We start from the raw sequence: 23,460 nt of genomic DNA on the forward strand, positions 1-23,460 counted from the left end.
CGCCCCCGGCGCGAGTGGGCGAAGCACAAGGAAGGGCCGGGGGCTGCGTAACGCAGCCCCCGGCCTTTCCGTGTGTCGGGGAGGCGGGCGGCCGTTAATCGACCGTGAAGATCCTGATGACCACCCGCCCGGGCTGCCGTTCGCCCGTCCCTAGCATGAGGCGCGTATTCAGCCATTCCAGGGCCGGGGAGGCGCTGGTGAGCCGCGGCCAGCAGCGGAAGTAGATCTTTGATGGATCGACGGCGGCGCCGGAGTTCAGCAGTTCGATGTCCCCGGCGCTTCCGTGGCGCAGCGCTGAATTATGCACGAAGATCCGGTGGCCGTCGTCGGTTTCCAGGACGTACCGGGCGTCCAGCTCCGTCAGCGTGGCGCTCCGGAGGAGCTGGTAGTCCGCGCCGCCCGGGAGGACCCGCCCGTTCAGGGCCGGCCCGCTGACCGTTCCGCCCGTGATCGGGATGACGCGCCGGTGGCCCTCCGGCGTTGGCCCGACGTCGATCGGCTCGCCGACGGTGACCGAGAGTTCCGCGAGGAAGGTCAGCCCCGGGGCTTCTGGGGCTTCAGGCGATGGCGCGCTCACAGGATTCCAGCCGTCAGCCGGCTGGGGTTGTTAGCACCGAACAGTACGCTCTGCGTGGCCACCACCGCGTCGGTGGAGTCATAGGCCAGCTTGCCGGTGTTGAGGTTGCGGTCCCAGCGCGGGTGGCAGCTGGACGTGACCTGGACGCGGAGCCGCTCGCCGGGGGCAAAGGTGTAGGCCGTCTGCCAGAGATTTACGGTGTATTCATACGGCCGGCCGGGTTCGATCAGCGACGGCGCGTGGCCCGGCTGGTACAGCCCTGTCCCGGCGTGGCTTTCCCGCCAGGAGGCGCGGACAATGCCGTCGGCAAAGCCCAGGGATGTGCCGTCCGGAGCGACCCGGCAGAGCCGCACCACGAAGTCCGTGTCCACGGCGGTGGAAGACGCAAAGAACGTGGCGCTGACCTCGCCGAACAGGGTGACCGGCTCCTCGAACGCCTCTGAGGTAAAGGTGAGGACGTCGGCGCGGGACTCCACGGCGTGCTGCATGGCTGGGCCCGCGGGAAAGACCCCGTGGATCATGGTGGCGCCGCCCGCGGTGGGGACCGGGTCCAGGGGGTCGTAGTCGTATTCGACGGAGCCGCCGGATCCCGGAGTGTCCTGCAGCGACCCGTCCGCGCCGAAGAACCAGGAGCGGTGGCTGCGGGGCGAAGGCAACTCATCAAAGCCGCGCCACTGGTTTTCGCCCATGAAGTAGAGCAGCACAGCCGGGACGTTGTGAAGCCGCTCGGGTTCGTCCTTGAGCACGGCGTCGAACCAGGCCGTCTGGAGCCCGGAAAGATCCCCCAGGCCGTTCATCATCCCCCCGGCCGCGCTCAGTCCGAAGCTCACCTCGGGGTAGCTGCCGGAGAAGATCGTGTGGGCCCACGGGCCCACGACAAGCCGGGGCGCAGGTGCAGCCCCCGTTCGGCTGTGCTCGAGCTGCATCGCGTACTGGGAGAGGGTGCTGGGGCAGAAGATGTCGAACCAGCCGCCGATGTGCAGTGTAGGCAGTGACACCGGCTTGATGGATGCTTCGTCCCACAGGCGCGTGAAACTGTTGCCCGGCGATTCTCCGGCCGAAGGAAGGACATGGCGGTTCATGAATGTGCCAAGCTGTGCCGAGAGTTCCCGCAGCGGCAGGGTGTCGAAGGCGCTGCCGTCGGAAAATGAGCGGTCCAGATCCAGCCACGCCTGGAATTCCTTGCCCTGCAGTTCCGGGTCGCCCGCATATTCGCGGAGGAGTTCGTTGGCTGAGATAGAGGCGTGGCCCCAGCTGAACCGGCTGCCGAGCTCGTAGGCGCCGCCGCGGTACAGGGAGCCGTTGTTCGCGTTGGCCCCGGCGGAGATTCCGAGCGAGAGGGCCGCGAGGCCGTTTGGAGCCAGGGACGCTGCCCGCCACTGTGTCTCCGCGAAGTAGGACCGGCCCCACATCCCCACGGCACCGTTGGAGTACGGCAGCAGTGCAGCCCACTCGACAGTTGCGGCGCCGTCGGACGCTTCATTGGCGGACGGGTCGAAGACCCCGTCGGAACCGAAGCGCCCGCGGCAGTCCTGCATGATGACCACGTAGCCCGCGGCCGCGACGGTTGCGGGGTTGAAGTAGGCGGAGTTGACGGAGAGGTCGCGTCCGTAGGGCGTCCTGGTCAGCAGCACCGGGCACGGTTCCCCGTCCGCCGGGCGGTACACCGTGGATCGCAGGATGGTGCCATCCGGCATCCGGGTTTCGACGTCTTGTTCAATTAGCACGGGTTTTAGCGCGGGGCGCGGTGTCACGGAAGGGTTCCTCACTGCTTTGGTCAGGGACTGTGGTGTGTTCGAGGGCTGTGGGTTGTTCGGGAAGTGCGGAGGGGAGCGGCCAGATGCTGCCCGGCCGCCCCCTCCGCACTGTCCGGGAATCAGGATCTAGGCGTTCGCGGATTCCCTGGTACCCAGCGCCTCGGTGGGGACGTTGTAGGTTTCCTTGACCCAGATGGCGGTCACGGCTGCCGAAGCAAGGCAGCAGGCCGCGGTGAAGGCGGCCACGGGAATCCACCCGGTGGGGCCGGGTTGGACAATGGCCGCGGCGATGGCCGGCGCGAAGCCGGTGACAACGAGGCCCAGCTGCGAGGCCGTGGCGGCACCGGAGTAGCGGATCTTCGTCGGGAACATTTCGGCCGTCATGGCCGGGCCCAGCGGGTTGACCATCCCGTAGCCGACGGTCATAAAGAGGATCCCGCTGGCGAAGATCAGCGGTATGGACGCGGTGCTGATGGACCAGAAGTAGGCGAAGGCGGCCACGGCGCAAATGATGTTGCCGGTGATGAAGACCGGCTTGCGGCCGATCCGGTCGGCCAGGATGCCGGCATAGGGCTGGGCGATGATGCCCAGGGCGGCCGTGGCGATGGTGACCCCGAGCATGACAGCGGACGGGATTCCGAATTTTCCGGTCGCGTAGGCCAGCCCGAAGGCCGCGAAGACCGACGACACCACGCTCCAGAGCCCAAAGAAGATGACTTTGACGATGGTGCGCCAGTGATCGCGGAGGACCACCTTGATGGGCAGTTCCTTCTCGGTTTCCGCTTCCTTCGTGGCTTCGAACACCTCGGATTCGGGCAACCGGAGGCGGATCCAGAGGCCGACGGCGACCACCAGGATGCTGGCGAGGAACGGCAGCCGCCATCCCCAGCTGAGCAGGTCCTCCTGCGGGAGCAGGGACACTGCCAGGAAAGCCAAAGAGGCGAGCATGATCCCGGCGACGGCGCCGGTGTTGACCCAGCTGCTGTAGAAGGCCCGCTTGTTGCTGGGGGCATGTTCCATGGTCATGGTGACGGCGCCGACGGATTCGCCGGCGGCGGAGGCACCCTGAAGTGCGCGCAGGACGACCAGGAGGACCGGGGCGGCCGCACCGATGGCGGATGCCGGCGGCAGGCAGCCGATGAGGAAGGTGGCCACGCCCATGACCACGAGCGTCAGGACCAGCATCTGACGGCGTCCGAGGCGGTCGCCATAGTGGCCGATGACGCTGGCCGCGAGAGGGCGGATGACGTAGCCGATGCCGATGGTGGCCATGGACAGGATAGTGCCGAGGGCGGGATCGATGCCGGGGAAAAAGATCTTGTTGAAGATCAGGGCGGACGCCGAACCGTAGATGAAGAAGTCGTAGTACTCCAGGGTGCTGCCGATGAAGCTGGCGGTGGCGGCGCGGCGGGCATGTTTGGTTCCCTCGGGGGAAACGGGGCGGGCCTGGTCCGCGGGCGGCGTCAACGGCGTCGGCGGAACGATGGGACCAGCGGTCATTGCGGATCTCCTAGGTGGGCAGGGATTTAGCGGGGAAAGGTGAGGCTGGGGGAAGATCTTGGGCTCGCATGCTGAGCAGGGCGGGCGGGGTCGGCTGTGGCCTCCGTCACTCTGGTTGCAATAGTATGCACTTGATTCAGCGTCCGTCAATGTAAGTGCAAAATAAAATGGCGGCGAAGGTGACTGGCATGATGGAGTCGTGATGAGCGAGCGGCCGGCCTCCCTACCCGGCATGGACCCGGACGTGGCCATCGACTTTCCGCGGCCTTTGAAGGGGCCGTCCACCCAGCACCAGCTGCTCACCCTGCTGGTTGACTACTGGTTCAAGAGCGAGGAATGGCTGCCGTCCCGGCTCATCGCTGCCCTGGCCGCGGGTCTGGGAATTACGGCCTCGGCGTCGGCGACGGCGCTGAGCCGCCTGGCGTCCCGGGGCGTGCTCGAACAATCCAGTGCCGGGCGTACGTCGCGCTACCGCATCACCCAGGGCGCGCGCAACCGGCTCCGTCACGGCCTCGAGCAGGTCTCCGTCTTCGGCGAACAGTCCCGCCAATGGGACGGCCACTGGACCGTCATCGCGTTTTCGATTCCGGAGACGTCGCGGGATGTCCGCGAGATGTTCCGCTCACGCCTGCGGTGGCGCGGATTCGCGCCGCTGTTCGGGGCGCTGTGGGTCTCTCCGCGCGACCACTCCGAGGAACTCGAAAAAACCTGCAAGGGCTATGGCGTGGACGACTACGTCATCTTCCGAACCGCTGAATCCAGCCTCCGCGGCAAACGGCTCGTGGAGGCCTGGTCACCGCAGGAGTTCAGGGAACAATACCGGCCCTTTACCGAAAAATTCACGCCCTGGGCTGAACGCCTCGACGCCGGAACGGTCAGCCCGGCGGAGGCCTTCAGGGTCAGGACTGAACTGATGGATGCGTGGCGGGCGTTCCCCTGGAGTGACCCGGATCTTCCCGCCGAGCTCCTGCCGGAGGCCTGGCCGCGGACAGAGGCCAGGGAACTCCTTGTCCGCCTCTACGACGGGCTCGCCGACGCTGCCACTGCCTACGTCGAGGAAATCGTGGCCCGGGAAGCCCCCGAGCTGGCGGGTACGGCGCGGGCGCTGTCGGTGACACCCGGGCTCTGACCCGGACTGGTATTCGGGCTGTGATCCGGTCCGGGCGGCGGCCCCCGAACTTAGTGGAACGTGCCTAGTGGATCGCCGCCAGCAGGATGCCGACGCCGACAAAGAGCCCTCCGAATGTCCGGTTCAGCACTTTCTGTCCGCCGGCGTCGCGGGTGAAGCGCTGGAAGGACCGGGCCGCCGCCGCGAAGAAGAACCACATGACGAGGACGTCGATCACGATCACTGTGGCGGCCAGGACCACGTACTGCGGCAGCAGCGGCTGCTCCGGCCGGATGAACTGGGGCATGAAGGCCAGGAAGAAGACCACGGCTTTGGGGTTGAGCAGGTTGACCCACAGGCCGCGGCGGAACATGGAGAGGCCCGGTTCGTTGCGCAGGGCGGCGGCCTTCTCCTGGTCCAGATCCGGCTTGTGCAGGAACTGCCGGATGCCCAGGTAGACCAGGTAGGCGGCGCCGGCGTAGCGGATCACGTTGAAGGCGACCGGTGAGCTCGCCACGAGCACCCCGACGCCGAGGGCCACGATCAGGATGTGCACTACGAGGGCGGCCTGCTGGCCCAGGATGCCCCAGAGGGAACGGCGGAATCCCGAGTTCAGGGAATTGCTCATCGTGTTGATGGCGCCCGCGCCGGGAGTGAAGCTGATCAGGACGCCGGCGCCGGCCAGGGCCAGCCAAAGGGAGGGTTGCACCCGCCAAGTTTACGGTCCAGGCCGCCGCCGGCCTGATTGATGACGGGAGTCAGTCGCGGCGGAGGCCGTAGCTGAGGATCATGTTGCCTTTGCTGGTCTGCTGGGACGACTGCAGCTCCAGCCGGGTGAGGGGATCGCCGTCGTTGAACAAACGCCGCCCGCTGCCCGCGATCACGGGATGGACGATCAGCATCAATGTGTCGAGCAGCCCGGCGAACAGCAGCTGGTGGACCAGAGAGATGCTGCTGAAGATCCCTATTTCGCCGCCGTCGCTGTCCTTCAGGCCCGCAACGAAGTCCTCCAGCCGGCCCTCGATCAGGCGCGAATTCTGCCACTCCAGCTCCCCGGCCAGGGTCCGGGACGCGACAAACTTCGGCAGCGGATTGATGAACCCGGCGAAGTCGGCGTCGCTCTCGGAGTTGGGCCAGTACTCCGCCCACTGCTGGTACCCGACGCGGCCCAGGAGCGCGGTGTCGATCCGGCCCATCATCTCGCCCATTCCGGCACCCAGCTCTTCGTCGAAGCTGTCGAATTGCCACAGGAACGGGTCTTCAACCACGCCGTCCACTGAGCAGAAAAGGCCGGCCGTCAACTTGCGCATGGGGTTCTCCTTGCCGTGGGTCTCTAGTTGGGTCTCTAGCGGGTCTCTAGTGCACCCTATCCGCTGATCCGGAAGCACGGAATGGCTGCCGAAATCTCGTCAGCGACCCGCCCCGGAGGCTGGCTGCGCCGCCAGCCCCGCGAGCCTTGGGCGTGCCCGGGGCGCGCCCAAGGCCCGCTGAGGGTTAGCCGTTGGAAGTGTACCCATCCGTGGCGGTGCCGCCCGGGCCGCCATGGCCTCCGCCGGGGCCGCCCTGGCCTTCCTGGGTTTCGGTCACGGTGAAGTTCGCATCCAGCAGGACGGTAGCGCGGGTGCCGTCCGCCTTAGTGATGTGGGCTTCGTAGGTTGCGCCGTCGGCGTCGGTCTCCATCCTTTCGATCGTCGCGTCCGGCTGGGCGGCCTTCACCGCAGCCTCGACCTTTGTGGCGGTGTCGCCGGTGAGGACCTCCTCCGTCTTGCCGTTGGCCTGGTGCGGGCCGCGCTGGCCGCCGGTGCCGTAGCCATCGGTGGCCTGGGTGGAGGACGAGCTGCTGGTCGAATCGGCAGCCATCGCGGGGATGGCCGACGCGCCGATGGCGCCGCCGCCAATCACCGCAGCGAGCATGATGCCCGCGGTGGTCTTGTTGATCTTTGCCATTGTGAAACTCCTTCGCTGAGGCCCGGATGCCGGACCGGCCGAGTTTTCGGCCTGGAACCAGCCTCAGACGTGGAGTTATGGCTGCGCTTTCGGCATGCTGTGCCGGTCCTGTGACCGCCTACGGCCGCTCAGACTCGGGCTCAGCCGCACTTGCCCAGCTTCGAATGAGCCCAGTGGAACATGGTCCTGGGAAGGTCATCATGATCCGGATATTGGTCAAAATAGGAGTGCGCACGGGCAGACATATAGCCCGTTTCGTCGATGGCGAAGTGGCCGATCAGCTGCATGCCCCGTTCTGCTGCCTTCGATTCCAATGCGTCTGCCTCGTCCATGATCGGTTCCGAGAAGTCGTATTCGCTGAATCTGCCAGGGTGGGCGATCGCAAAGTACTTGGTGAATTCCGGATTCAGCGACGCCAGAACGGCATCGTGGAACGGGGCCAGGGAACCAGCAAAATCTTCGGCCATGACCTCGACGGTGTCCAAACGCATTTCCTCGTCTACGCACATCAGCACCACCTTGGGCATGAGCTTGCCGTCCTGGACGATAAACGGGCGGGCGAGAACCTGGAAGTCAAAACCTGCTTGGATGATCATGTTTTGACGCTAAGGCGCCCGCACTCGGAGCTCTAGGGTCACAAGCGCTTATGTGGACAAAGGGGCGCCCGCTCACGCCCGGGCGATGACCTCGCCGTTGGGAATCAGGAACCAGCCGTCGTCGGTGGAGCCCCACCGGTGCCAGCCGGCGGAAATCCGGGCCAGTTCCGCCTCGCTGGCAAAGCCGTACTCGAGCGCCTGGTCCGCAAAGGATGAATGCAGCACCCGCTCGCCCCACACCCGGGCCTGCCACCGCCGCTGCTGCCCGGTGGCGTAGAGCCAGTTGCTGCTGGACGGGGCCACGTCCGTGAACCCGGCGGCCTGTGCCCAGGACACGAGCCGGCGGCCGGCGTCGGGCTCGGCCCCGTTGCGGCGGGCGATCCGCTGGTACAACTCCATCCAGTCGTCGAGCTCGGGGATGGCCGGGTACCAGCTCATGCCGTGGAAATCGGCGTCGCGCACCGCCACGATCCCCCCGGCCTTGGCCGCCCGGCGCATCTCCCGCAGGGCCGCGACGGGGTCCGTGAGGTGCTGGAGGACCTGATGGGCGTGGACGACGTCGAACGACTCGTCCGGGAAGTCGAGGTCGTAGACGTTGCCGGTGGCAAAGTCGACGTTGTCCACGCCGCGCTCGACGGCGAGTGCCGCGGCCTGGGCGATGATGTCGGGGGAACGGTCCAGGCCCGTGACCCTGCCCGGTGCCACCAGCTCCGCGAAGTCGCACGTGATGCTGCCCGGCCCGCAGCCGACGTCGAGGACGTTCGCCCCGGGCGTGAGATGCGGGATCACGAACGCTGCCGAGTTTTCCGCCGTGCGGGAGGCATGGGCACGGACCACCGACTCGTGGTGGCCGTGTGTGTACACGTCGTCAGGCTGCTGCTCACTCATAATGGAACGCTACCCTCCCGCCTCCGGAAAAGGGCAGACCCTCCCCGTGTGCCCGGCGATTCGGTCGGCGCGCGCCGGCAGGCAGTTTTTTGCGGCTTGCCGTCAGTTTTGCCGCTTCCGGCGCCGGAGAATCTGCGGATGAATGGAGGAGTGGAAATCAACAACAATAAAGACGGCAGCGGCAGCGGACTTGGCCTGTTCCGGGCCACCGGAATCTATGTCGGGGCGATCCTGGGCTCGGGTGTCCTGGTGCTTCCCGCCATCGCGGCCAATGAGGCCGGCCCGGCATCGCTCCTTGCATGGGCCGTCCTGCTGGTGTTCTGCATTCCGGTCGCCTTCAGCTTCGCCGAAATGAGCCGCCAGCAGCCCGACGCCGGAGGGATCGCCCACTTCGTCAAGCGCGCCTTCGGGCGCCGCGCCTCGGTGGTGGCCGGGTACCTCTTCTACTTTTCGATCCCCTTCGGCGCCCCGGCAACGGCCGTGATCGGCGGCAATTACATCGCTCACGCCGTCGGTGGCGGCCGGGAAACCGCGGTCCTTGCGGCGGCGGTGATCCTACTGGCCGCCTTCGCGAGCAACGCCGTCGGCATCCGGGTTTCCAGCCGCATGCAACTGGCGCTCATGGTGCTGCTGGTGGCACTGCTCGCGCTCGCCGTCGTGCTCGCAGCGCCCCACGCCAAGGCGGAAAATTTCCAGCCCTTTGCCCCGCACGGCTACTGGGCCGTCGGCGGCGCCGCGAGCCTGCTGTTCTTCTGCTTCGCCGGTTGGGAAGCGGTCTCCCACCTGGCCGGGGAGTTCCGCAACCCCGGGCGCGACCTCCGGCGGGCTACGTGGCTCACCTTGATTGTGGTGGGCGCGGTCTACATCGGCGTTGTCGCCGCGTCGGTGGCGGTCCTCGGCCCGGAACTGCCCGCTACGGCGGTGCCCGTCGCGGCGTTGCTGGAAGCAGGGTTGGGCTCACTGGCGGCCCCGCTCACCGCCGTCGCCGCTGCCGCGCTGACTTTCGGCCCCATCAACACGTTCGTGGCCGGCGCCAGCCGGCTCGGGGCCGCCCTGGCGTCCGACGGCGTGTTGCCGCCCGCCCTTGCCCGCGGTGCCGGGCGCGGTCAGGTGCCCGCCGGAAGCCTGGTAACCCTGGCCGTCCTGACGCTGCTGTCCTTCGCCGCGGCCATTGCCGGACTCACCGACATGCAGTTCCAGATCGGGGCCGCCTCGGCGTGCTTCACGGCCGTCACCGCGTTTGGCCTGGCCGCCGGCATCCGGTTGCTGCAGCCGCGGACCGTCGCCTGGTACGGCGTGATCGTGGCGGCGGGCGTCATGGTGGCCGTCCTGCTCTTTAGCGGCTGGGCCCTCGGGGTCCCGCTGGCACTGGCAGCGGCCGCCGTCGGCGTCGGCAGGCGCTTCGGCCGGAGCCCGGCGCCGAAGGCGACCCCGAAAGTTATGCAGCCGGGGGCCGCCCCGAAAGTTATGCAGCCGGAGGCGCCGCCGCCTGGCCGGCCCAAGGCTGCTGCCAGCCTGTGACGGCGCGCGCCGCGCATCAGCCGGGGCGGCGCTCCGATGCGGGGCCGCGGGCGGCTTCTTCGCCGGCCCGAACGGTGGCATCGATCATGGAGTTCATGAACCGGGTAACAACCTCCAGTTCCTCCGGCGTGAAGCTTTCCATGGCCGCGCCCATGTGGCGGGCCAGCGGGAGGAACATGGCGCCGCCGTCGCGGTAGGCCTTGGGGGTCATGCGCAGCTGCACCTGGCGGCGGTCCGCGCCTTCGCGCTCGCGGACCACGTGGCCGGAATTGTGGAGCCGGTCGATCAGAGCGGTTGTGGCAGGGGAGCTGAGGTTCAGCTCTTTTCGGAGCACTCCCGGGGTGACAATCTGGTCCCGCGCCGCGTGCCGCATGATCACGGCGAGGGCGTTGAGATCCGTGCGGTGCATGTCATTGCGGCCGCCGGCGGAATCCACATAGCGGTTGGCTTCGAGGGTGAATTCCTGCAGGAGCCGGACGAGGGGCGGCGGGCCGGCCGCTTCGGGCGGACCCGCGTCTTCGGATGGGCCTGCGTTTTCAGATGGGATCGGGGATTCGGCTGACACGGCGGACCTCCCTTGTTCCTAGTTGTGGCGTCCATTGATACGGGGCGTCTCTTGATAAGGCGTCCCTGGTTGCGGCGGCGGTCTGACCGCGGCCGGTCGGCGTCAACGACGGCGCCCTCCGGATTTTACTGCAGCCCGAACCATACTGCGGCGGCGGGGCGCCGGCTGTCCTTCCACTCTCCCCGAATTTCTCCTCAGTCCGGGCGCATAAGTCAGTCTGGGCGCATAAGGGTTATCTCCATGATGGAGATAGTCTACTATGGAGCTGAATGCCGGTCCCACCGCAGCGCACCCCGGAAGGTCACATGAAAAACTCCACACCCCCTCCGCCTTCTGAAATCCGCGGCGAATTCGGGCCCCCGCACCCCGGATCAGCAGCGCGGCCGTCCGAAAGCGGCGCAGAAACCCGAAAGCGGAGCAGAAACCGAACCACGCGCGTCCCGTTCTGGCTGCGTTGGCTGGTTCCCGCAGTGCTCGTCGTGGCCTGGCTGGCGATCGCCGGCGTCGGCGGCCCGACATTCGGCCGCTTGAGTGAGGTGTCATCAAACGATCAGGCATCATTCCTGCCGGCCGGGGCGGAGGCCACGGAGGCCGCGGACTGGCATGCCAAATTCCGGGACTCCAAGGAGATCCCCGCCGTGATCGTGATTGAGAGCGGCTCCGCCTTCACTCCGGCCCAGCTGCGTGAGGCCGCGGCACTCAAGGACAGGCTGGCGGCCCTGCAGGGCGGCAGCACGGTGATCGGCCCCATCCCTTCCGAGGACGCCAAGGCGGTCCAGTTCGTGGTGCCCATTCCTTCCTCTGCGGAAGTGAAGACGGTGGTCAAGGAGCTGCGCAACGAGGTTCAGGCGTCCGCGCCGGCAGGAATGCAGACCTTCGTTACCGGACCGGCCGGGCTCACGGCGGACCTGGTGAGTGCTTTTGCCGGTATTGACGGCATCCTGCTGCTTGTGGCCCTCGGGGCCGTGTTCCTGATCCTGCTGATCGTGTACCGTTCCCTGCTGCTGCCTGTCATGGTGCTGTTCACGTCCGTGTTCGCGCTGTGTGCCGCGATCCTGCTGGTGTTCGGGATGGCCAAGGCCGGCTGGATCCAGCTGAACGGCCAAAGCCAGGGCATCCTGTCCATCCTGGTGATCGGCGCGGCAACCGACTACGCCCTGCTGTACGTGGCACGGTTCCGCGAAGCCCTGACCCACACCACCGACCGGACGGCGGCCGCCCTCACCGCATGGAAGGCGGCCTGGGAACCGATCCTGGCCTCCGGCGCCACCGTGATCATCGCACTGCTCTGCCTGCTCTTCTCCGACCTCAATTCCAACAAGGCCCTCGGCCCCGTGGCGGCCGCGGGCATCCTCTGCGCGCTGTTCGCGGCCCTGACCCTGCTGCCGGCCCTGATGGCGCTGCTGGGCAGGGCGGCGTTCTGGCCGTTCCGGCCCAAGCTGCTGCCGGAAACCCAGCGGGAACCGGAACTGGTCACCGGGCTGGAGGGCCAGAAGGGGCTCTGGCGGGCCACCGGTTCACTGGTTGCCCGCCGGCCGCGCACCGTCTGGGTTGCCTCGGTCCTCCTGCTCCTTGTGGCCGGTTCCGGCATCCTGCAGCTCAAGGCCAACGGCGTAGCCCAGACTGACGTCATCCTCACCGCCTCCAACGCCGTCGACGGACAAGATGCCCTGGGCCGGCACTTCGACGCCGGGTCCGGCAGCCCGGCCGTGATCGTGGCCGACCAGGCAAGGGCCCAGGAGGTCCTGGATCGGGTCATGGCGAGCAACGGCGTCGGGGACGCCTATCTGCTGGCCGAAGGCGGCGTTCCCATCATGACCGGCGCACTGGCCAACCCGGCCAACCCTGCCGCCCCGGGCGCTCCGGGCGCTCCGGCGGCCCCGGCGGCCCGGGACGGGAAGGTCCTGATCAACGCGACGCTGGACTCCGCCGCGGACTCCACCGAAGCCGAAAGCGTCGTGGTGTCGCTCCGCCAGGAACTGAAGGAGATTGACGGTGATGTGCTGGTCGGCGGCGTGACGGCGACGGCCCTGGATACGAACACCACCGCCCAGCGTGACCTCGTCACGATCATTCCGGTGGTCCTGGGTGTGATTCTGGTGATCCTCATGCTGCTGTTGCGCTCGGTGCTCGCGCCGGTCCTGCTGGTCGCCTCCGTGGTCCTGTCCTACGCAGCGGCGATGGGCGTCTCAGCCTTCGTGTTCAACAACGTTTTCGGCTTCCCGGGAGCGGATGCAACGGTGCCCCTGTTCGGCTTCGTCTTCCTCGTGGCACTGGGCGTTGACTACAACATCTTCCTGATGAGCCGGGTCCGGGAGGAATCCCTCAAGCACGGCACCCGGCCCGGCATCCTGCGGGGCCTCAGTGTGACCGGTGGGGTCATCACCTCGGCCGGGGTGGTCCTCGCCGCCACCTTCGCTGCCTTGGGCGTCATTCCGATCATGTTCCTGGTGCAGCTCGCCTTCATCGTCGCGTTCGGCGTCTTGCTGGACACGGTGCTGGTCCGCTCCCTGCTGGTGCCCGCGCTGGCCTACGACATCGGCCCGCGGCTCTGGTGGCCCGGCAAGGCGGGCCGGCCGGGGAACGATGCCGCGGCCCGCAGCGGTGCCCTTTCCTCGCGCGCGCCGTCCTCCCGGCAGGAGGAAGAGGAAGCCGGAGTCCGCTAGGGGGAACCGAAAGCCGCAGCCGCCGTCGCTCTCCCGGTCATTGTCCCCCGTCCGCCCACCAGGCGACCGTGGCGGCGGCTGCTTCGTGCAGCGGGGTCGGGGCCACGCCCAGGGCGGCCTGGCTCGCGGTCGAATCCATCACGAACGGGCGCTCGAACTGGTACAGCGTCTCGGCGATTTCCCGCATGTCGGGGGAGAACACCCCCATCGCCTTCAGCGCCCATCCGGGTATCGCCGTGACACGCGGGGCCCGGGCGCCGGCTGCCTTGGCGAATGCCCCAGCAAGCTCGCGCTGGGTCAGTGCAGGTCCGGTAGGCGCATGCCACACCCGGTTCCACACCTTCGGCTTGTCCGCCGTGGCAATCATGGCGGCCGCGAGGTCGGGAACGTAGGTAAAGGAATGCGGCTGGTCCGCCCGCCCGACCACCTGCACTTGCTTGCCGGCCGCGACAGGGCGGACCATGCGCTCGCCGGCGTGCGACATGCGGACCCGCGGCCCGAAGAAATCGCCGGCCACCATGCTCACGGTGGCGGTGGCGGATGCCGCGCGGGCGGCGAGCAGCTCGGTTCGGACGCCGCGCTTGCCGCCCTGCGCCTGCCGGGGGCTGTCCTCGGCCATGACATTCTCCGGGGCGCTGTAGGAGTACAGGCTCTCCGGGAAGACGACGACGGCGCCAGCCTCGCCCGCCGCGGCGAGCACGTTCTGCTCGGCGGCCGGCAGTTCCCTGGCCCACACGTCGGCGTTGTACCGCGAGCCGTGGATGCAGTGGAAGACCGCCGTGGCGCCGAGGAAGGCCTCACCTAGTTGGGCGGGCTCCGAAACATCAATCGACAGTCTTTCGACCAGCGGGTGGGCGGGTCCGCTGCCGGACCTTGTCAGGATGCGTACGCGGTGGCCCGCCGCGGCCAGCTGTTCCGCGACGGTCCAGCCCACCGGGCCGGCCCCCGTGACGACATAGAGCCTGGCCGATGGGCGCCCGGAGGCAGCAGGTTCGGACATTTCGATCTCCTTCGATGATATGAGAGCAGTGCTCTCTCTTCAGGATGCGACGCCCGGAGCGGCAAGTCAAGAGCGGTGCTCACATTTGTTGACAGTGCTCTTGTTTGTGAAATGCTGGACTCATGCCAGAAGACAGGATTGAAGCCGACGCTGATGTTTTTCCGGCAGCCGCGGATTCCCGGCCCCGCACCCCGCGCGAGCGTGCCCGGGCCCAGACCGTCGCCGATATTGTCCGGCTGGGCCGGGAGCATCTGGCCGTGCACGGGGCCGCCGCACTGTCCCTCCGTGCGGTGGCCCGGGACCTCGGCGTGGTCTCCTCGGCGGTCTACCGCTACGTGGAGAACCGGGAAGAGCTGCTGACCCTTCTCCTGATTGATGCGTACAACGAACTTGGCGATGAAGTGGATGCCGCCGTCGGGGCGGTACCGGAAGCAGACTTCGGCGGCCGCTTTGCGGCGCTGGGCCGCGCGGTGCGGGACTGGGCGCTGCGCGAGCCCTCCCGCTACGCACTGCTCTTCGGCAGTCCGGTGCCCGGTTACCAGGCCCCGGCCGAGCGGACCACCGGTCCCGGCACCAGGGTGATTACTGCCCTCATTGGAATCCTCGACGGCGCCTTCCGGGCCGGGCGGGTTGTCGCGACGGGTCGGCGGAGTCCTGCCGTGGCCGCCGGGCTGGCAGGGGATCTGGCGAAAATCCGGGCGGAGTTCGGTCTGGCGGTGCCGGATGACCTCCTGGCCCGCGGCGCCCTGGCCTGGACCTCACTCTTCGGCGCCGTCAGCTTCGAAGTCTTTGGCCAGTACGGCGCCGGCACGTTCACTGCCCGGGAGGAGCTCTTTGACCACCAACTGGCGGTGCTGGCCGACGTCGCCGGACTGCCGGCGGCCGGCGCTGCCGTATGAACCAGGTTCCCCTGTTGCCCCGCGGTGGCGCTCGATAGACTGCCACTGCGCCCGCACGGGCGCGCCCGATGCGTCCAGGAAGGATCCATCCATGTCTGAACAGAACAGGCCCGAAGATAGCAGGCCTGAAGAGAACTTGTCTGAAGAGAACGTGTCCGGAAAAGCGGTGTCCCACGACGCCGATGCGGGTCCCACTGTGGATGAAGCGGAGGCGGCGGCGCCGGAGGGGCAGTACGTCGAGGGCGACTACGGCTCCGCCGGCACGGCAGGCGAAGTCCCGCCCACGGCCGTCGAGGGGGCGTACGCGGCTGGGGACTACGGCAGTGCCGGCGTGGCCGGAGCGGCCGTCGTTGGCGAGGTGGAAGGCGACTATCCCGAGGGCGACTACGGCGAGGGCGGGGTCTCCGGTGAGCCCGCCGGCGTCGCCGAGGAGGGGGAGTACCCCGAAGGTGACTACGGGACCGCCGGAACGGCCCGTCCCGAGCAACCCGGCCGGCCGGCAGTGGGGGAGTCGGCCGACGAGGACGCCGCGCGAGGCGATAGCTAGCGCGAAGGAAGCTGGCGGCACCAGCCGGCGCAGGCGTCGGCTGGTCTGCGGCGCGGGCCAGTGCACAGGGAGCGGGCCTCTGCGGGTGGTCAGTGCACGGGTTCGCGCAGGGCGAAATGCTTCCTAGGGAAGCGGCGGAGGGGCTGGATTCCGGGGAATCTGGGCGGTGATGAGCGGCCGCGGGCCGGACGCGAAACAAAGTTGAGTCGATGTCGCTCAACTTTGAATTGACTTATGACCGCGTCTGGGTAAAGTTGAGTGCAGATCGCTCAATAACGGTCGGACCCGGTTGGAACCACTGTGGGTCCGCGGCCATCTCCGCAAGATTCCAAGGAAGTAAGGAAGCAATCCATGTCACGTGCAGTAGGTATTGACCTCGGAACCACTAACTCCGTCGTCTCCGTTCTCGAAGGTGGCGAGCCCACCGTCATTGCCAACGCCGAGGGTGGCCGCACCACGCCGTCGGTTGTTGCCTTCTCCAAGTCCGGCGAGGTCCTGGTCGGCGAGATCGCCAAGCGCCAGGCCGTCAACAACATTGACCGCACCATCGCATCCGTCAAGCGCCACATGGGCACTGACTGGACGGTCGCCATTGACGACAAGAAGTACACGGCGCAGGAAATTTCCGCCCGTATCCTCATGAAGCTCAAGAACGACGCCGAGTCCTACCTCGGCGAAAAGGTCACCGACGCCGTCGTCACCGTGCCGGCCTACTTCAACGACGCCCAGCGCCAGGCCACCAAGGAGGCCGGAGAAATCGCCGGCCTGAACGTCCTGCGCATCGTCAACGAGCCCACCGCGGCCGCCCTGGCCTACGGCCTGGACAAGGGTAAGGAAGATGAGCTCATCCTGGTCTTCGACCTCGGCGGCGGAACGTTCGACGTCTCCCTCCTTGAGGTCGGCAAGGACGAGGACAACTTCTCCACCATCCAGGTCCGCGCCACCGCCGGTGACAACCACCTCGGCGGCGACGACTGGGACCAGCGCGTCGTGGAGTACCTGCTGAACCAGCTCAAGGTCAAGGGCATCGACCTGACCAAGGACAAGATTGCCCTGCAGCGTCTCCGCGAAGCAGCGGAGCAGGCCAAGAAGGAACTCTCCTCCTCCTCGAGCACCAACGTTTCGCTCCAGTACCTGTCCGTCACCCCGGACGGCCCGGTGCACCTGGACGAGCAGCTGACCCGCGCCAAGTTCCAGGACCTCACCAAGGACCTGCTGGACCGCACCAAGAAGCCGTTCCAGGACGTCATCAAGGAAGCCGGCATCAAGCTCTCCGAGATCGACCACATCGTGCTCGTCGGCGGTTCCACCCGCATGCCGGCCGTCTACGACCTCGTCAAGGAACTGGCCGGAGGCAAGGAGCCGAACAAGGGCGTCAACCCGGATGAGGTAGTCGCCGTCGGCGCAGCCCTGCAGGCCGGCGTCCTCAAGGGCGAGCGCAAGGACGTGCTGCTGATCGACGTCACGCCGTTGTCCCTTGGCATCGAAACCAAGGGCGGCATCATGACGCACCTGATCGAGCGCAACACCGCCATCCCCACCAAGCGCAGCGAGACCTTCACCACCGCGGATGACAACCAGCCGTCCGTGGCCATCCAGGTCTTCCAGGGCGAGCGTGAGTTCACCCGCGACAACAAGCCGCTGGGCACGTTCGAGCTGACCGGCATCGCTCCGGCTCCCCGCGGCGTCCCGCAGGTCGAGGTCACCTTCGACATCGACGCCAACGGCATCGTGCACGTTTCGGCGAAGGACAAGGGCACCGGCAAGGAACAGTCCATGACCATCACCGGCGGCACCGCGCTGTCCAAGGAAGACATCGACCGCATGGTCCACGACGCCGAAGAGCACGCAGCCGAGGACAAGGCCCGCCGCGAGGCAACCGACACCCGCAACACGGCCGAGCAGCTCGCCTACTCCGTGGACAAGCTGATCGCTGACAACGCCGACAAGCTGCCCGAAGAGGTCAAGACCGAGGTCAAGGCCGACGTCGACGCCCTCAAGAAGGCCCTCGAAGGCACCGATGACGCCGCCGTGAAGACCGCGTTTGAGAAGCTGCAGGCTTCCCAGACCAAGCTCGGCGAAGCCATCTACGCCCACGCCGGTTCCCCCGACGGCCACGCCGGTGCGCAGGGTGCCCCCGCAGGCGAGCAGGCAGCCGGCTCCGGCTCCGACGAGGACATCGTCGACGCCGAAATCGTTGACGAAGACGAGAAGAAGTAATCATGCCGCACCACGGTAACGAAGAAGAGCACGGTTCTTCCGAGGGCCGGCGCGACGCCGAACAGCAGGAGAGCGAGTCGCAGAAGCCGGTGATCCACGATCACCGCAAGGTTGACCCGAAGACCGGCCAGGCCCGCCACCCGGGCCAGGAGCAGGCCGGCGCTGCGGACTCCCGTTCCGGGGATGCCCTGTCCCAGGCGGAGGACATCCTTAACAGTGTTGAGGTGCCCGCCGAGGAATCGGTGGCGCAGGGCGTTGACGCGGCCGCGGCGGAGGAGCTCAGGAATGACCTCCGCCGGCTGCAGGCCGAGTACGTCAACTACCGCAAGCGGGTCGAGCGCGACCGTGCCGTGGCCGGCGAGATGGCCGTCATCGGCGTCCTGAACGCGCTGCTGCCGGTACTGGACGACGTCGACGCCGCCCGCCAGCACGGCGACCTCGCGGACGGTCCTTTCGCCGCGATCGCCGCCAAGCTGGAGGCTGCGCTGAAGACATACGGACTGGTCCGCATCGATGAGACCGGCGTGGAGTTCGATCCGACCATCCACGAGGCCCTCATCCAGCAGCCCGGCACGGATATCGAAATCGACACCGTCAGCCAGGTGCTGCGCTCGGGCTACAAGTCCGGCGAACGCGTGCTCCGCGCGGCCCAGGTGATCGTGGCGGTTCCGGCGTAGGTCACCCTCGGCGCTACGCCGAATAGGGGGCGGTGCCCGCTTCGCGGTGCCCTCCACACCGCCGCCCCCTATCCGGCCTCCGCGCCAGCGTGTTGCTCGCCTAAAGTGAGTTAACAAACAGCGCGAAGCAGATGATGGGCCCCGGGAGTGGCATCGGGCCTGCCGGAGCGTGGGGGGGGGGCCCCATCATCTGTGAAGCGCACGCTGCACAACTTTTGAAAGGAAACGCCATTGGCTAGCCAGGACTGGGTGGACAAGGACTTTTACAAGATCCTTGGTGTCGCCAAGGACGCTTCCGACGCCGACATCAAGAAGGCCTACCGCAAGCTTGCCCGGCAGCACCACCCGGACAGGAATGCCGGTGACTCGGCGTCGGAGAGAAAATTCAAGGACATCTCCGAGGCCTATTCCGTGCTCTCGGATCCCGATGAGCGCCAGCAGTACGACGCCATCCGGGCCATGGGTGGCGGCGCACGCTTTGCCCCCGGCGGAAGCGGCGGGGCTGCCGGCGGAGCGGGCTTCGAGGACCTCTTCGGCGGGCTCTTCACCGGCGGCGGGGGGCGCCATTCCGGCGGTTACAGCACGGCCGGCGGCATTCCGCCCGAGTTCGCAGATCTCTTCGGCGGCGGCGGGTTCGGCGGCGGGGGCCAGTCCTTCCAGCGGGCTCCGCAGAAGGGCGCGGACCGCACTGCGTCCACGTCGATCTCGTTTGCCGGGTCAATCCGCGGCACCACGATCGGCCTGCGCGAACCGGACGGCGAGGTCATCGACGTCCGCATCCCGGCCGGAATCAAGGACGGACAAAAGGTCCGTGTCCGCGGCAAGGGACAGTACGCTGCCGCCGGCAATGGCGACCTCATGGTCACCGTCTCGGTGAAGCCCCACGAGTTCTACGTCCGCGACGGCGACAACCTCCGCATCCACGTCCCGGTGTCTTTCCCGGAGGCGGCCCTGGGCGCGGATATCGAGGTTCCGACGATCGACGGCGACAAGGTCAAGGTCAGGGTCCCCGCAGGGACGCCCTCGGGCCGGACGCTGCGCGTCAAGGGCCGCGGCGTCAAGCACGCCAAGGCCACCGGCGACCTGCTGGTGACAATCGACGTCGCTGTTCCGCGGAGGCTGAACAAGGAAGCGGAGGAGGCCGTGAAGGCCTTCGCCGCGGCAACCGCCGATGAAGACGTCCGCGCGGGCCTGGCAGCCAAGGCCCGGCTCTAGGAACGGGATCCAGCCATGGCCATCGACTTCGATCAGCCGATCTTCGTCATCTCCGTTGCCGCAGAACTGGCGGACATGCACCCGCAGACACTGCGCCAGTACGACCGGCTGGGAATCGTCTCGCCCAGCCGCGCCCCGGGCAAGTCGAGGCGCTACTCGCAGCGGGATGTGAACATGCTCCGCGAGGTCCAGAGGCTCTCCCAGGAGGGGGTCTCGCTGGAGGGCATCAAGCGGATCCTGCAGCTGGAGAACCAGGTGGCCGCCCTGCAGCGCCGTGTCAGCGAACTGACGCAGGAGCTGGGACGGCGCCGCCAGGGCGCCGATTCGCGGATCTTCGCCGCCGGAACGGCTGGCGACGTCGTCAGCCTGGCCCGCGGCAAGCGCCCCCAGGCGAGGTCGCAGGCGCTGGTGGTGTGGCGGCCGCGGGGCATCGACTAGGACAAACAACAGTGCCCGGGACCAATGGTCCCGGGCACTGCTGTCGTTGCGTGCGGTGGGGTGCTGCCGCCGGGGCCTACTTGCCGGCCGCGATGAGCTGGTCGACGGCGGCCCGTTCGCGCTTCCCCCAGGTCTCCCGGGTGACCAGGGCGGCAATGAGCCCGATGGCTCCGCATGCCATATAGACAATTGCCACGCCGCTCCAGCCCCAGGCCGCTGCCGTGGCTGCTGCGATGAGGGGGAGGAAGCCGGAGATTGCGGCCGAGAGCCCTGCTCGGCCTGCCTACCGTGTGGCTGCGTGACTGTGCTCCTCAGCGTCACGTCCTTCGGTTACTTCGAGGCGTCCGGGCAAGTAGTCGCGGGAGCGGACTGAGTACACCGGAACGCGAACAAGTACCCGGCCATCCGATAGTCGGGTACCTGATTTGCGTGACTTCATGCCCGTGCCGCGCGTTGAATTGGAGTGTCAGAAATGCTGGCATGACATGCTCACAGCTCCTACGGGAAGCCCGGGCGCGGAGCCAGCGCAGGAGCAGCGTAGACGCCGGGGGGCATCGCATGCATGATTCAGCCGAATTTGATCCGTCCACTGGCGATCCTTCGCAGTTTGATCCGCCCAGGTTTCATTCGCCCCTCCGGGGCGGGTCCTGGCTGCGGCCGGCTGCGTTGATGGGCACGCCGTGAGCCCGGGACTCCAGGCGGCCGTCCTGTTTGCCGGCTCCCTGCCAGGGCACATCCTGATGTCCCTGGGACAGGCCCTGGTGGTCGTCTGCCTGTGCTTCGACTTCGTCCGCGCGGTGTCCGTGCCGCGGTCCCGCAGCCGGTACGTCGCCAACACCTGGTTCCGGACACTTGCCCTGCCTTCCATCCTGGTCATGGCGTTCAGTGTGCTCATCGACGCCGCCTCCGGCTCCTGGCAGGACGTGGGCGCCGGGGTCTTCATCCTGGTTGCCGTGATCTTCCGGTGGCACTATGACACCGACGAAGACAGCTGGTGGAAGGGCAAAGGCCGGGCCCTGGGCCGTTGGCTCAGGACTCGGGCCGCCTCGGGGTCCATGGCGGCCCCGGCCACGGCGTGAAAAAGCCCTTGCTGTCCGGGCGTCCCAGGGTGTCCAATCCTTAACACAAGGCCCTGCGGGGCACGAGTGGATGCGACGCCGGGAGGTTCTCATGCCGTCGAAGGGCGCCAAAACCCCGTCAAGGGGCCCGGTCCGGGGTACCTCTGACCTCCGGCGGGCCGACGCCAATGGCGCCGCGCCGCCGGAGCAGCCGGACAAGATCCGCAATGTGGCCCTCGTGGGGCATTCGGGTTCCGGAAAAACAATGCTCACCGAGGCCTTGCTTGCCGCCACCGGAGCCATCACCCGTAAAGGCTCGATCGCCGAGGGCACTACGGTGAGCGACTCGGATCCTTCCGCCATCACGCAGCAGCGCTCCGTGGCGCTGGCAGTGGTGCCGGTGACGGTGGGGGAGACCAAAGTGAACCTGCTGGACACTCCGGGCTATACGGATTTCATCGGCGAGCTGCGTGCAGGGCTCCGTGCCGCGGATGCAGTGCTGTTCGTCGTCTCGGCCACCGACGATGTCGACGCCGCGACCACCGCGCTCTGGAATGAGTGCCAGCGGCTCGGCATGCCGCGGGCAGTGGTCATCAGCCGGCTGGACCATCCGCGCGCGGATTTCGACGCCGCCGTCGCCCGCTGCCGTCTGGCATTCGGCGACGCCATCGTTCCGCTCTACCTCCCGGTCCGCGCGGACGGTGCCGTAACCGGGTTGCTGGGGCTGCTGACCGGGACGGTGTCCGAGTACGGTGCGGCGGAACCGGCGTCGGCCACCCGGGCCGCGACCGGCGTCGAACTTGCCGCGGCGGAGTCAGCGCGGGGCGCGCTGATCGAGGGGATCATTGCCGAGAGCGAGGACGAGGCGCTGATGGACCGCTACCTAGGGGGTGAAGAAATCGCTCCCGATGTCTTGATCGCCGATCTGGAGACGGCCGTGGCCCGCGGGTCCTTTCACCCGGTGCTGCCGACGTCAGCGGAGTCCGGGCTTGGCCTGGCGGAGCTGCTCGAGGTTCTGGTTCGCGCGTTTCCGACCCCGGCGGAGCACAGTGTTCCAGCAGCCACGGACCTCGACGGGGCGCCTGCCGGCCCGCTCGGCTGCAACCCCGACGGCCCGCTGCTCGGTGAAGTGGTCCGCACGACGATCGACCCGTTCCTCGGCCGGGTCTGCCTGGTGCGTGTTTTCTCCGGCGTTGTGCGGGAGGACGCAGCCATCCATGTGGGTGGCCGCGGAATGGCGGACCGCGGCCATGAGGACCACGACAGCGACGAGCGGGTCACACACCTGTACTCGCCGCTGGGATCGGGACTGCGGCCGGTGCCATTCTGCGTCGCCGGGGATATCTGTGCGCTGACCAAGCTGGGCACCGCCGAGACCGGCGACACGATTTCGGCCAAGGAACTGCCGTTGCTGGTGGCCCCCTGGGACATGCCGGACCCGCTCATGCCGGTAGCCATCGAAGCTGCCACGCACGGCGACGAGGACGCCCTGGCCAGGAACCTGGGGAAAGTCACCGCCGGCGACCCGACGCTCCGGGTGGAACGCAACTCCGAAACCCACCAGCTGATCCTGTGGTGCATGGGCGAGGCGCACGCCGACGTCGTCCTGGGCAGGCTGCGGGACCAGGGTGTGAACCTGCAGACCGTCCCAGTGATCACGCCGCTGCGGGAGACGTTTGCCGCGCCGGCGGCCGGGCACGGACGCTATGTCAAACAATCCGGCGGCCACGGCCAGTACGCTGTCTGCGACATCGAGGTGGAACCCCTCGACCGTGGCGCCGGGTTCGAGTTTGTCGACAAGACTGTGGGCGGGGTGATTCCCGGGCCGTTCGTCACGTCGGTGGAAAAGGGCGTGCGGACCCAGATGCAGAAAGGCGTGTCGGCCGGGTTCCCCGTGGTGGACATCAAGGTCACGCTGATCGGCGGCAAGACGCACAGCGTGGATTCCTCGGACGCGGCGTTCCAGGCGGCCGGCGCGCTGGCCCTCCGGGAAGCGGCGGCAGCAACACGCATTCAGTTCCTGGAACCGGTTTCGTCCGTGACCATCAGCGTTTCGGAGGACCACGTGGGCGCTGTGATGAGCGACTTGTCCTCCAGGCGGGCACGCCTGACCGGAACCACCTCCGCCGGGGCCGACGGCACCGAGATCAGCGCCGAGGTTCCGGACCAGGAACTGTTGAGGTACTCGGTGGAGTTACGGGCCCTGACCGCCGGCAGCGGCCGGTTCCGGCGCAGCTACTTGCGGCACGAACCCGTGCCGCAAGCGCTGCACTGATGGCCC

21 protein-coding genes are annotated in these 23,460 nt (G+C 67.7%); 11 read left to right on the forward strand and 10 right to left on the reverse strand.

The features are described 5' to 3' along the window. Nucleotides 1-94 precede the first annotated feature (94 nt). From AC1D2F_RS14685 to AC1D2F_RS14695, 3 genes are all read right to left on the reverse strand, one after another. Complete coding sequence (locus tag AC1D2F_RS14685) at nucleotides 95-577, reverse strand: DUF3237 domain-containing protein (protein WP_229993138.1); 483 nt, start codon at nucleotides 575-577, stop codon at nucleotides 95-97. After that, nucleotides 574-2,331 (reverse strand): CocE/NonD family hydrolase, encoded by a 1,758-nt coding sequence (locus tag AC1D2F_RS14690; protein ID WP_476967015.1) that lies wholly within the window; start codon nucleotides 2,329-2,331, stop codon nucleotides 574-576. The genes AC1D2F_RS14685 and AC1D2F_RS14690 overlap by 4 nt, the downstream gene beginning before the upstream one ends. 129 nt (nucleotides 2,332-2,460) lie before the next feature. Then, on the reverse strand, nucleotides 2,461-3,834 hold the full coding sequence (locus AC1D2F_RS14695; RefSeq protein WP_229993140.1) for an MFS transporter: 1,374 nt from the start codon (nucleotides 3,832-3,834) through the stop codon (nucleotides 2,461-2,463). 202 nt (nucleotides 3,835-4,036) lie between these two features. On the opposite strand from AC1D2F_RS14695, the gene AC1D2F_RS14700 reads away from it, so the two are divergent. Continuing rightward, the gene (locus AC1D2F_RS14700; RefSeq protein ID WP_229994349.1) at nucleotides 4,037-4,963 is read left to right on the forward strand and encodes a PaaX family transcriptional regulator; all 927 of its coding nucleotides are present in this window, start codon (nucleotides 4,037-4,039) and stop codon (nucleotides 4,961-4,963) included. A 64-nt stretch (nucleotides 4,964-5,027) separates the two neighbouring features. Here AC1D2F_RS14700 and AC1D2F_RS14705 read toward each other — a convergent pair whose 3' ends face one another. From AC1D2F_RS14705 to AC1D2F_RS14725, 5 genes are all read right to left on the reverse strand, one after another. Then, nucleotides 5,028-5,651, reverse strand: a complete 624-nt coding sequence (locus AC1D2F_RS14705; protein WP_229994348.1) for a LysE family transporter — start codon at nucleotides 5,649-5,651, stop codon at nucleotides 5,028-5,030. 49 nt (nucleotides 5,652-5,700) lie between these two features. Then, a complete protein-coding gene (locus AC1D2F_RS14710; RefSeq protein ID WP_229994347.1) occupies nucleotides 5,701-6,252 on the reverse strand; it encodes a dihydrofolate reductase family protein in 552 nt (183 codons plus the stop codon). A 184-nt stretch (nucleotides 6,253-6,436) separates the two neighbouring features. Then, entirely contained in the window at nucleotides 6,437-6,889 is a 453-nt protein-coding gene (locus tag AC1D2F_RS14715) for a hypothetical protein (protein WP_229994346.1), read from the reverse strand. Nucleotides 6,890-7,029: 140 nt separating this feature from the next. Further along, entirely contained in the window at nucleotides 7,030-7,485 is a 456-nt protein-coding gene (locus AC1D2F_RS14720; RefSeq protein ID WP_229994345.1) for a hypothetical protein, read from the reverse strand. Between the two features lie 72 nt (nucleotides 7,486-7,557). Then, the gene (locus tag AC1D2F_RS14725) at nucleotides 7,558-8,373 is read right to left on the reverse strand and encodes a methyltransferase domain-containing protein (RefSeq protein ID WP_229994344.1); all 816 of its coding nucleotides are present in this window, start codon (nucleotides 8,371-8,373) and stop codon (nucleotides 7,558-7,560) included. A 150-nt stretch (nucleotides 8,374-8,523) separates the two neighbouring features. Here AC1D2F_RS14725 and AC1D2F_RS14730 point away from each other — a divergent pair, with 150 nt between their 5' ends. Continuing rightward, a complete protein-coding gene (locus AC1D2F_RS14730) occupies nucleotides 8,524-9,894 on the forward strand; it encodes an APC family permease (protein ID WP_229994343.1) in 1,371 nt (456 codons plus the stop codon). A gap of 16 nt (nucleotides 9,895-9,910) precedes the next feature. Here the strand turns inward: AC1D2F_RS14730 and AC1D2F_RS14735 are convergent, their stop codons facing one another. Beyond that, nucleotides 9,911-10,459, reverse strand: a complete 549-nt coding sequence (locus AC1D2F_RS14735) for a MarR family winged helix-turn-helix transcriptional regulator (protein WP_229994342.1) — start codon at nucleotides 10,457-10,459, stop codon at nucleotides 9,911-9,913. A 305-nt stretch (nucleotides 10,460-10,764) separates the two neighbouring features. Between AC1D2F_RS14735 and AC1D2F_RS14740 the strand changes: the two genes are divergently transcribed. Further along, nucleotides 10,765-13,125: an MMPL family transporter gene (locus AC1D2F_RS14740; RefSeq protein WP_476967016.1), complete on the forward strand. Its 2,361-nt coding sequence runs from the start codon at nucleotides 10,765-10,767 to the stop codon at nucleotides 13,123-13,125. Between the two features lie 37 nt (nucleotides 13,126-13,162). Here AC1D2F_RS14740 and AC1D2F_RS14745 read toward each other — a convergent pair whose 3' ends face one another. Beyond that, nucleotides 13,163-14,125 (reverse strand): NAD-dependent epimerase/dehydratase family protein, encoded by a 963-nt coding sequence (locus AC1D2F_RS14745; RefSeq protein WP_229994340.1) that lies wholly within the window; start codon nucleotides 14,123-14,125, stop codon nucleotides 13,163-13,165. Nucleotides 14,126-14,247: 122 nt separating this feature from the next. Between AC1D2F_RS14745 and AC1D2F_RS14750 the strand changes: the two genes are divergently transcribed. The 8 genes from AC1D2F_RS14750 to AC1D2F_RS14785 all read left to right on the forward strand — a co-directional run bounded on the left by AC1D2F_RS14750 (nucleotide 14,248) and on the right by AC1D2F_RS14785 (nucleotide 23,454). Beyond that, the gene (locus tag AC1D2F_RS14750; RefSeq protein WP_229994339.1) at nucleotides 14,248-15,024 is read left to right on the forward strand and encodes a TetR/AcrR family transcriptional regulator; all 777 of its coding nucleotides are present in this window, start codon (nucleotides 14,248-14,250) and stop codon (nucleotides 15,022-15,024) included. A gap of 91 nt (nucleotides 15,025-15,115) precedes the next feature. Beyond that, nucleotides 15,116-15,571, forward strand: coding sequence for a hypothetical protein (locus tag AC1D2F_RS14755; protein ID WP_229994338.1), 456 nt, complete (start codon nucleotides 15,116-15,118; stop codon nucleotides 15,569-15,571). Between the two features lie 351 nt (nucleotides 15,572-15,922). After that, a complete protein-coding gene (gene dnaK / locus AC1D2F_RS14760) occupies nucleotides 15,923-17,791 on the forward strand; it encodes a molecular chaperone DnaK (RefSeq protein WP_229994337.1) in 1,869 nt (622 codons plus the stop codon). A 2-nt stretch (nucleotides 17,792-17,793) separates the two neighbouring features. Further along, nucleotides 17,794-18,468, forward strand: a complete 675-nt coding sequence (locus tag AC1D2F_RS14765) for a nucleotide exchange factor GrpE (protein WP_229994336.1) — start codon at nucleotides 17,794-17,796, stop codon at nucleotides 18,466-18,468. 231 nt (nucleotides 18,469-18,699) lie between these two features. Further along, a complete protein-coding gene (locus tag AC1D2F_RS14770) occupies nucleotides 18,700-19,683 on the forward strand; it encodes a DnaJ C-terminal domain-containing protein (protein WP_229994335.1) in 984 nt (327 codons plus the stop codon). Nucleotides 19,684-19,698: 15 nt separating this feature from the next. Further along, nucleotides 19,699-20,121 (forward strand): heat shock protein transcriptional repressor HspR, encoded by a 423-nt coding sequence (locus tag AC1D2F_RS14775; protein WP_229994334.1) that lies wholly within the window; start codon nucleotides 19,699-19,701, stop codon nucleotides 20,119-20,121. 680 nt (nucleotides 20,122-20,801) lie between these two features. Continuing rightward, the gene (locus AC1D2F_RS14780; RefSeq protein ID WP_229994333.1) at nucleotides 20,802-21,200 is read left to right on the forward strand and encodes a hypothetical protein; all 399 of its coding nucleotides are present in this window, start codon (nucleotides 20,802-20,804) and stop codon (nucleotides 21,198-21,200) included. 91 nt (nucleotides 21,201-21,291) lie between these two features. After that, a complete protein-coding gene (locus AC1D2F_RS14785; RefSeq protein ID WP_229994332.1) occupies nucleotides 21,292-23,454 on the forward strand; it encodes an elongation factor G-like protein EF-G2 in 2,163 nt (720 codons plus the stop codon). The last annotated feature ends 6 nt before the right edge of the window (nucleotides 23,455-23,460 follow it).

The sequence above is a fragment of the Arthrobacter sp. P1_B3 genome, from assembly GCF_056406615.1.

Excerpts from the sequence above, each read along its gene's own strand:
- AC1D2F_RS14695 (WP_229993140.1), bottom strand. The coding sequence starts at position 3,834 with ATGACCGCTGGTCCCATCGTTCCGCCGACGCCGTTGACGCCGCCCGCG.
- AC1D2F_RS14700 (WP_229994349.1), top strand. The coding sequence starts at position 4,037 with ATGAGCGAGCGGCCGGCCTCCCTACCCGGCATGGACCCGGACGTGGCC.
- AC1D2F_RS14710 (WP_229994347.1), bottom strand. The coding sequence starts at position 6,252 with ATGCGCAAGTTGACGGCCGGCCTTTTCTGCTCAGTGGACGGCGTGGTT.
- AC1D2F_RS14715 (WP_229994346.1), bottom strand. The coding sequence starts at position 6,889 with ATGGCAAAGATCAACAAGACCACCGCGGGCATCATGCTCGCTGCGGTG.
- AC1D2F_RS14720 (WP_229994345.1), bottom strand. The coding sequence starts at position 7,485 with ATGATCATCCAAGCAGGTTTTGACTTCCAGGTTCTCGCCCGCCCGTTT.
- AC1D2F_RS14725 (WP_229994344.1), bottom strand. The coding sequence starts at position 8,373 with ATGAGTGAGCAGCAGCCTGACGACGTGTACACACACGGCCACCACGAG.
- AC1D2F_RS14740 (WP_476967016.1), top strand. The coding sequence starts at position 10,765 with ATGAAAAACTCCACACCCCCTCCGCCTTCTGAAATCCGCGGCGAATTC.
- AC1D2F_RS14745 (WP_229994340.1), bottom strand. The coding sequence starts at position 14,125 with ATGTCCGAACCTGCTGCCTCCGGGCGCCCATCGGCCAGGCTCTATGTC.
- AC1D2F_RS14750 (WP_229994339.1), top strand. The coding sequence starts at position 14,248 with ATGCCAGAAGACAGGATTGAAGCCGACGCTGATGTTTTTCCGGCAGCC.
- AC1D2F_RS14755 (WP_229994338.1), top strand. The coding sequence starts at position 15,116 with ATGTCTGAACAGAACAGGCCCGAAGATAGCAGGCCTGAAGAGAACTTG.
- dnaK (WP_229994337.1), top strand. The coding sequence starts at position 15,923 with ATGTCACGTGCAGTAGGTATTGACCTCGGAACCACTAACTCCGTCGTC.
- AC1D2F_RS14765 (WP_229994336.1), top strand. The coding sequence starts at position 17,794 with ATGCCGCACCACGGTAACGAAGAAGAGCACGGTTCTTCCGAGGGCCGG.
- AC1D2F_RS14775 (WP_229994334.1), top strand. The coding sequence starts at position 19,699 with ATGGCCATCGACTTCGATCAGCCGATCTTCGTCATCTCCGTTGCCGCA.
- AC1D2F_RS14785 (WP_229994332.1), top strand. The coding sequence starts at position 21,292 with ATGCCGTCGAAGGGCGCCAAAACCCCGTCAAGGGGCCCGGTCCGGGGT.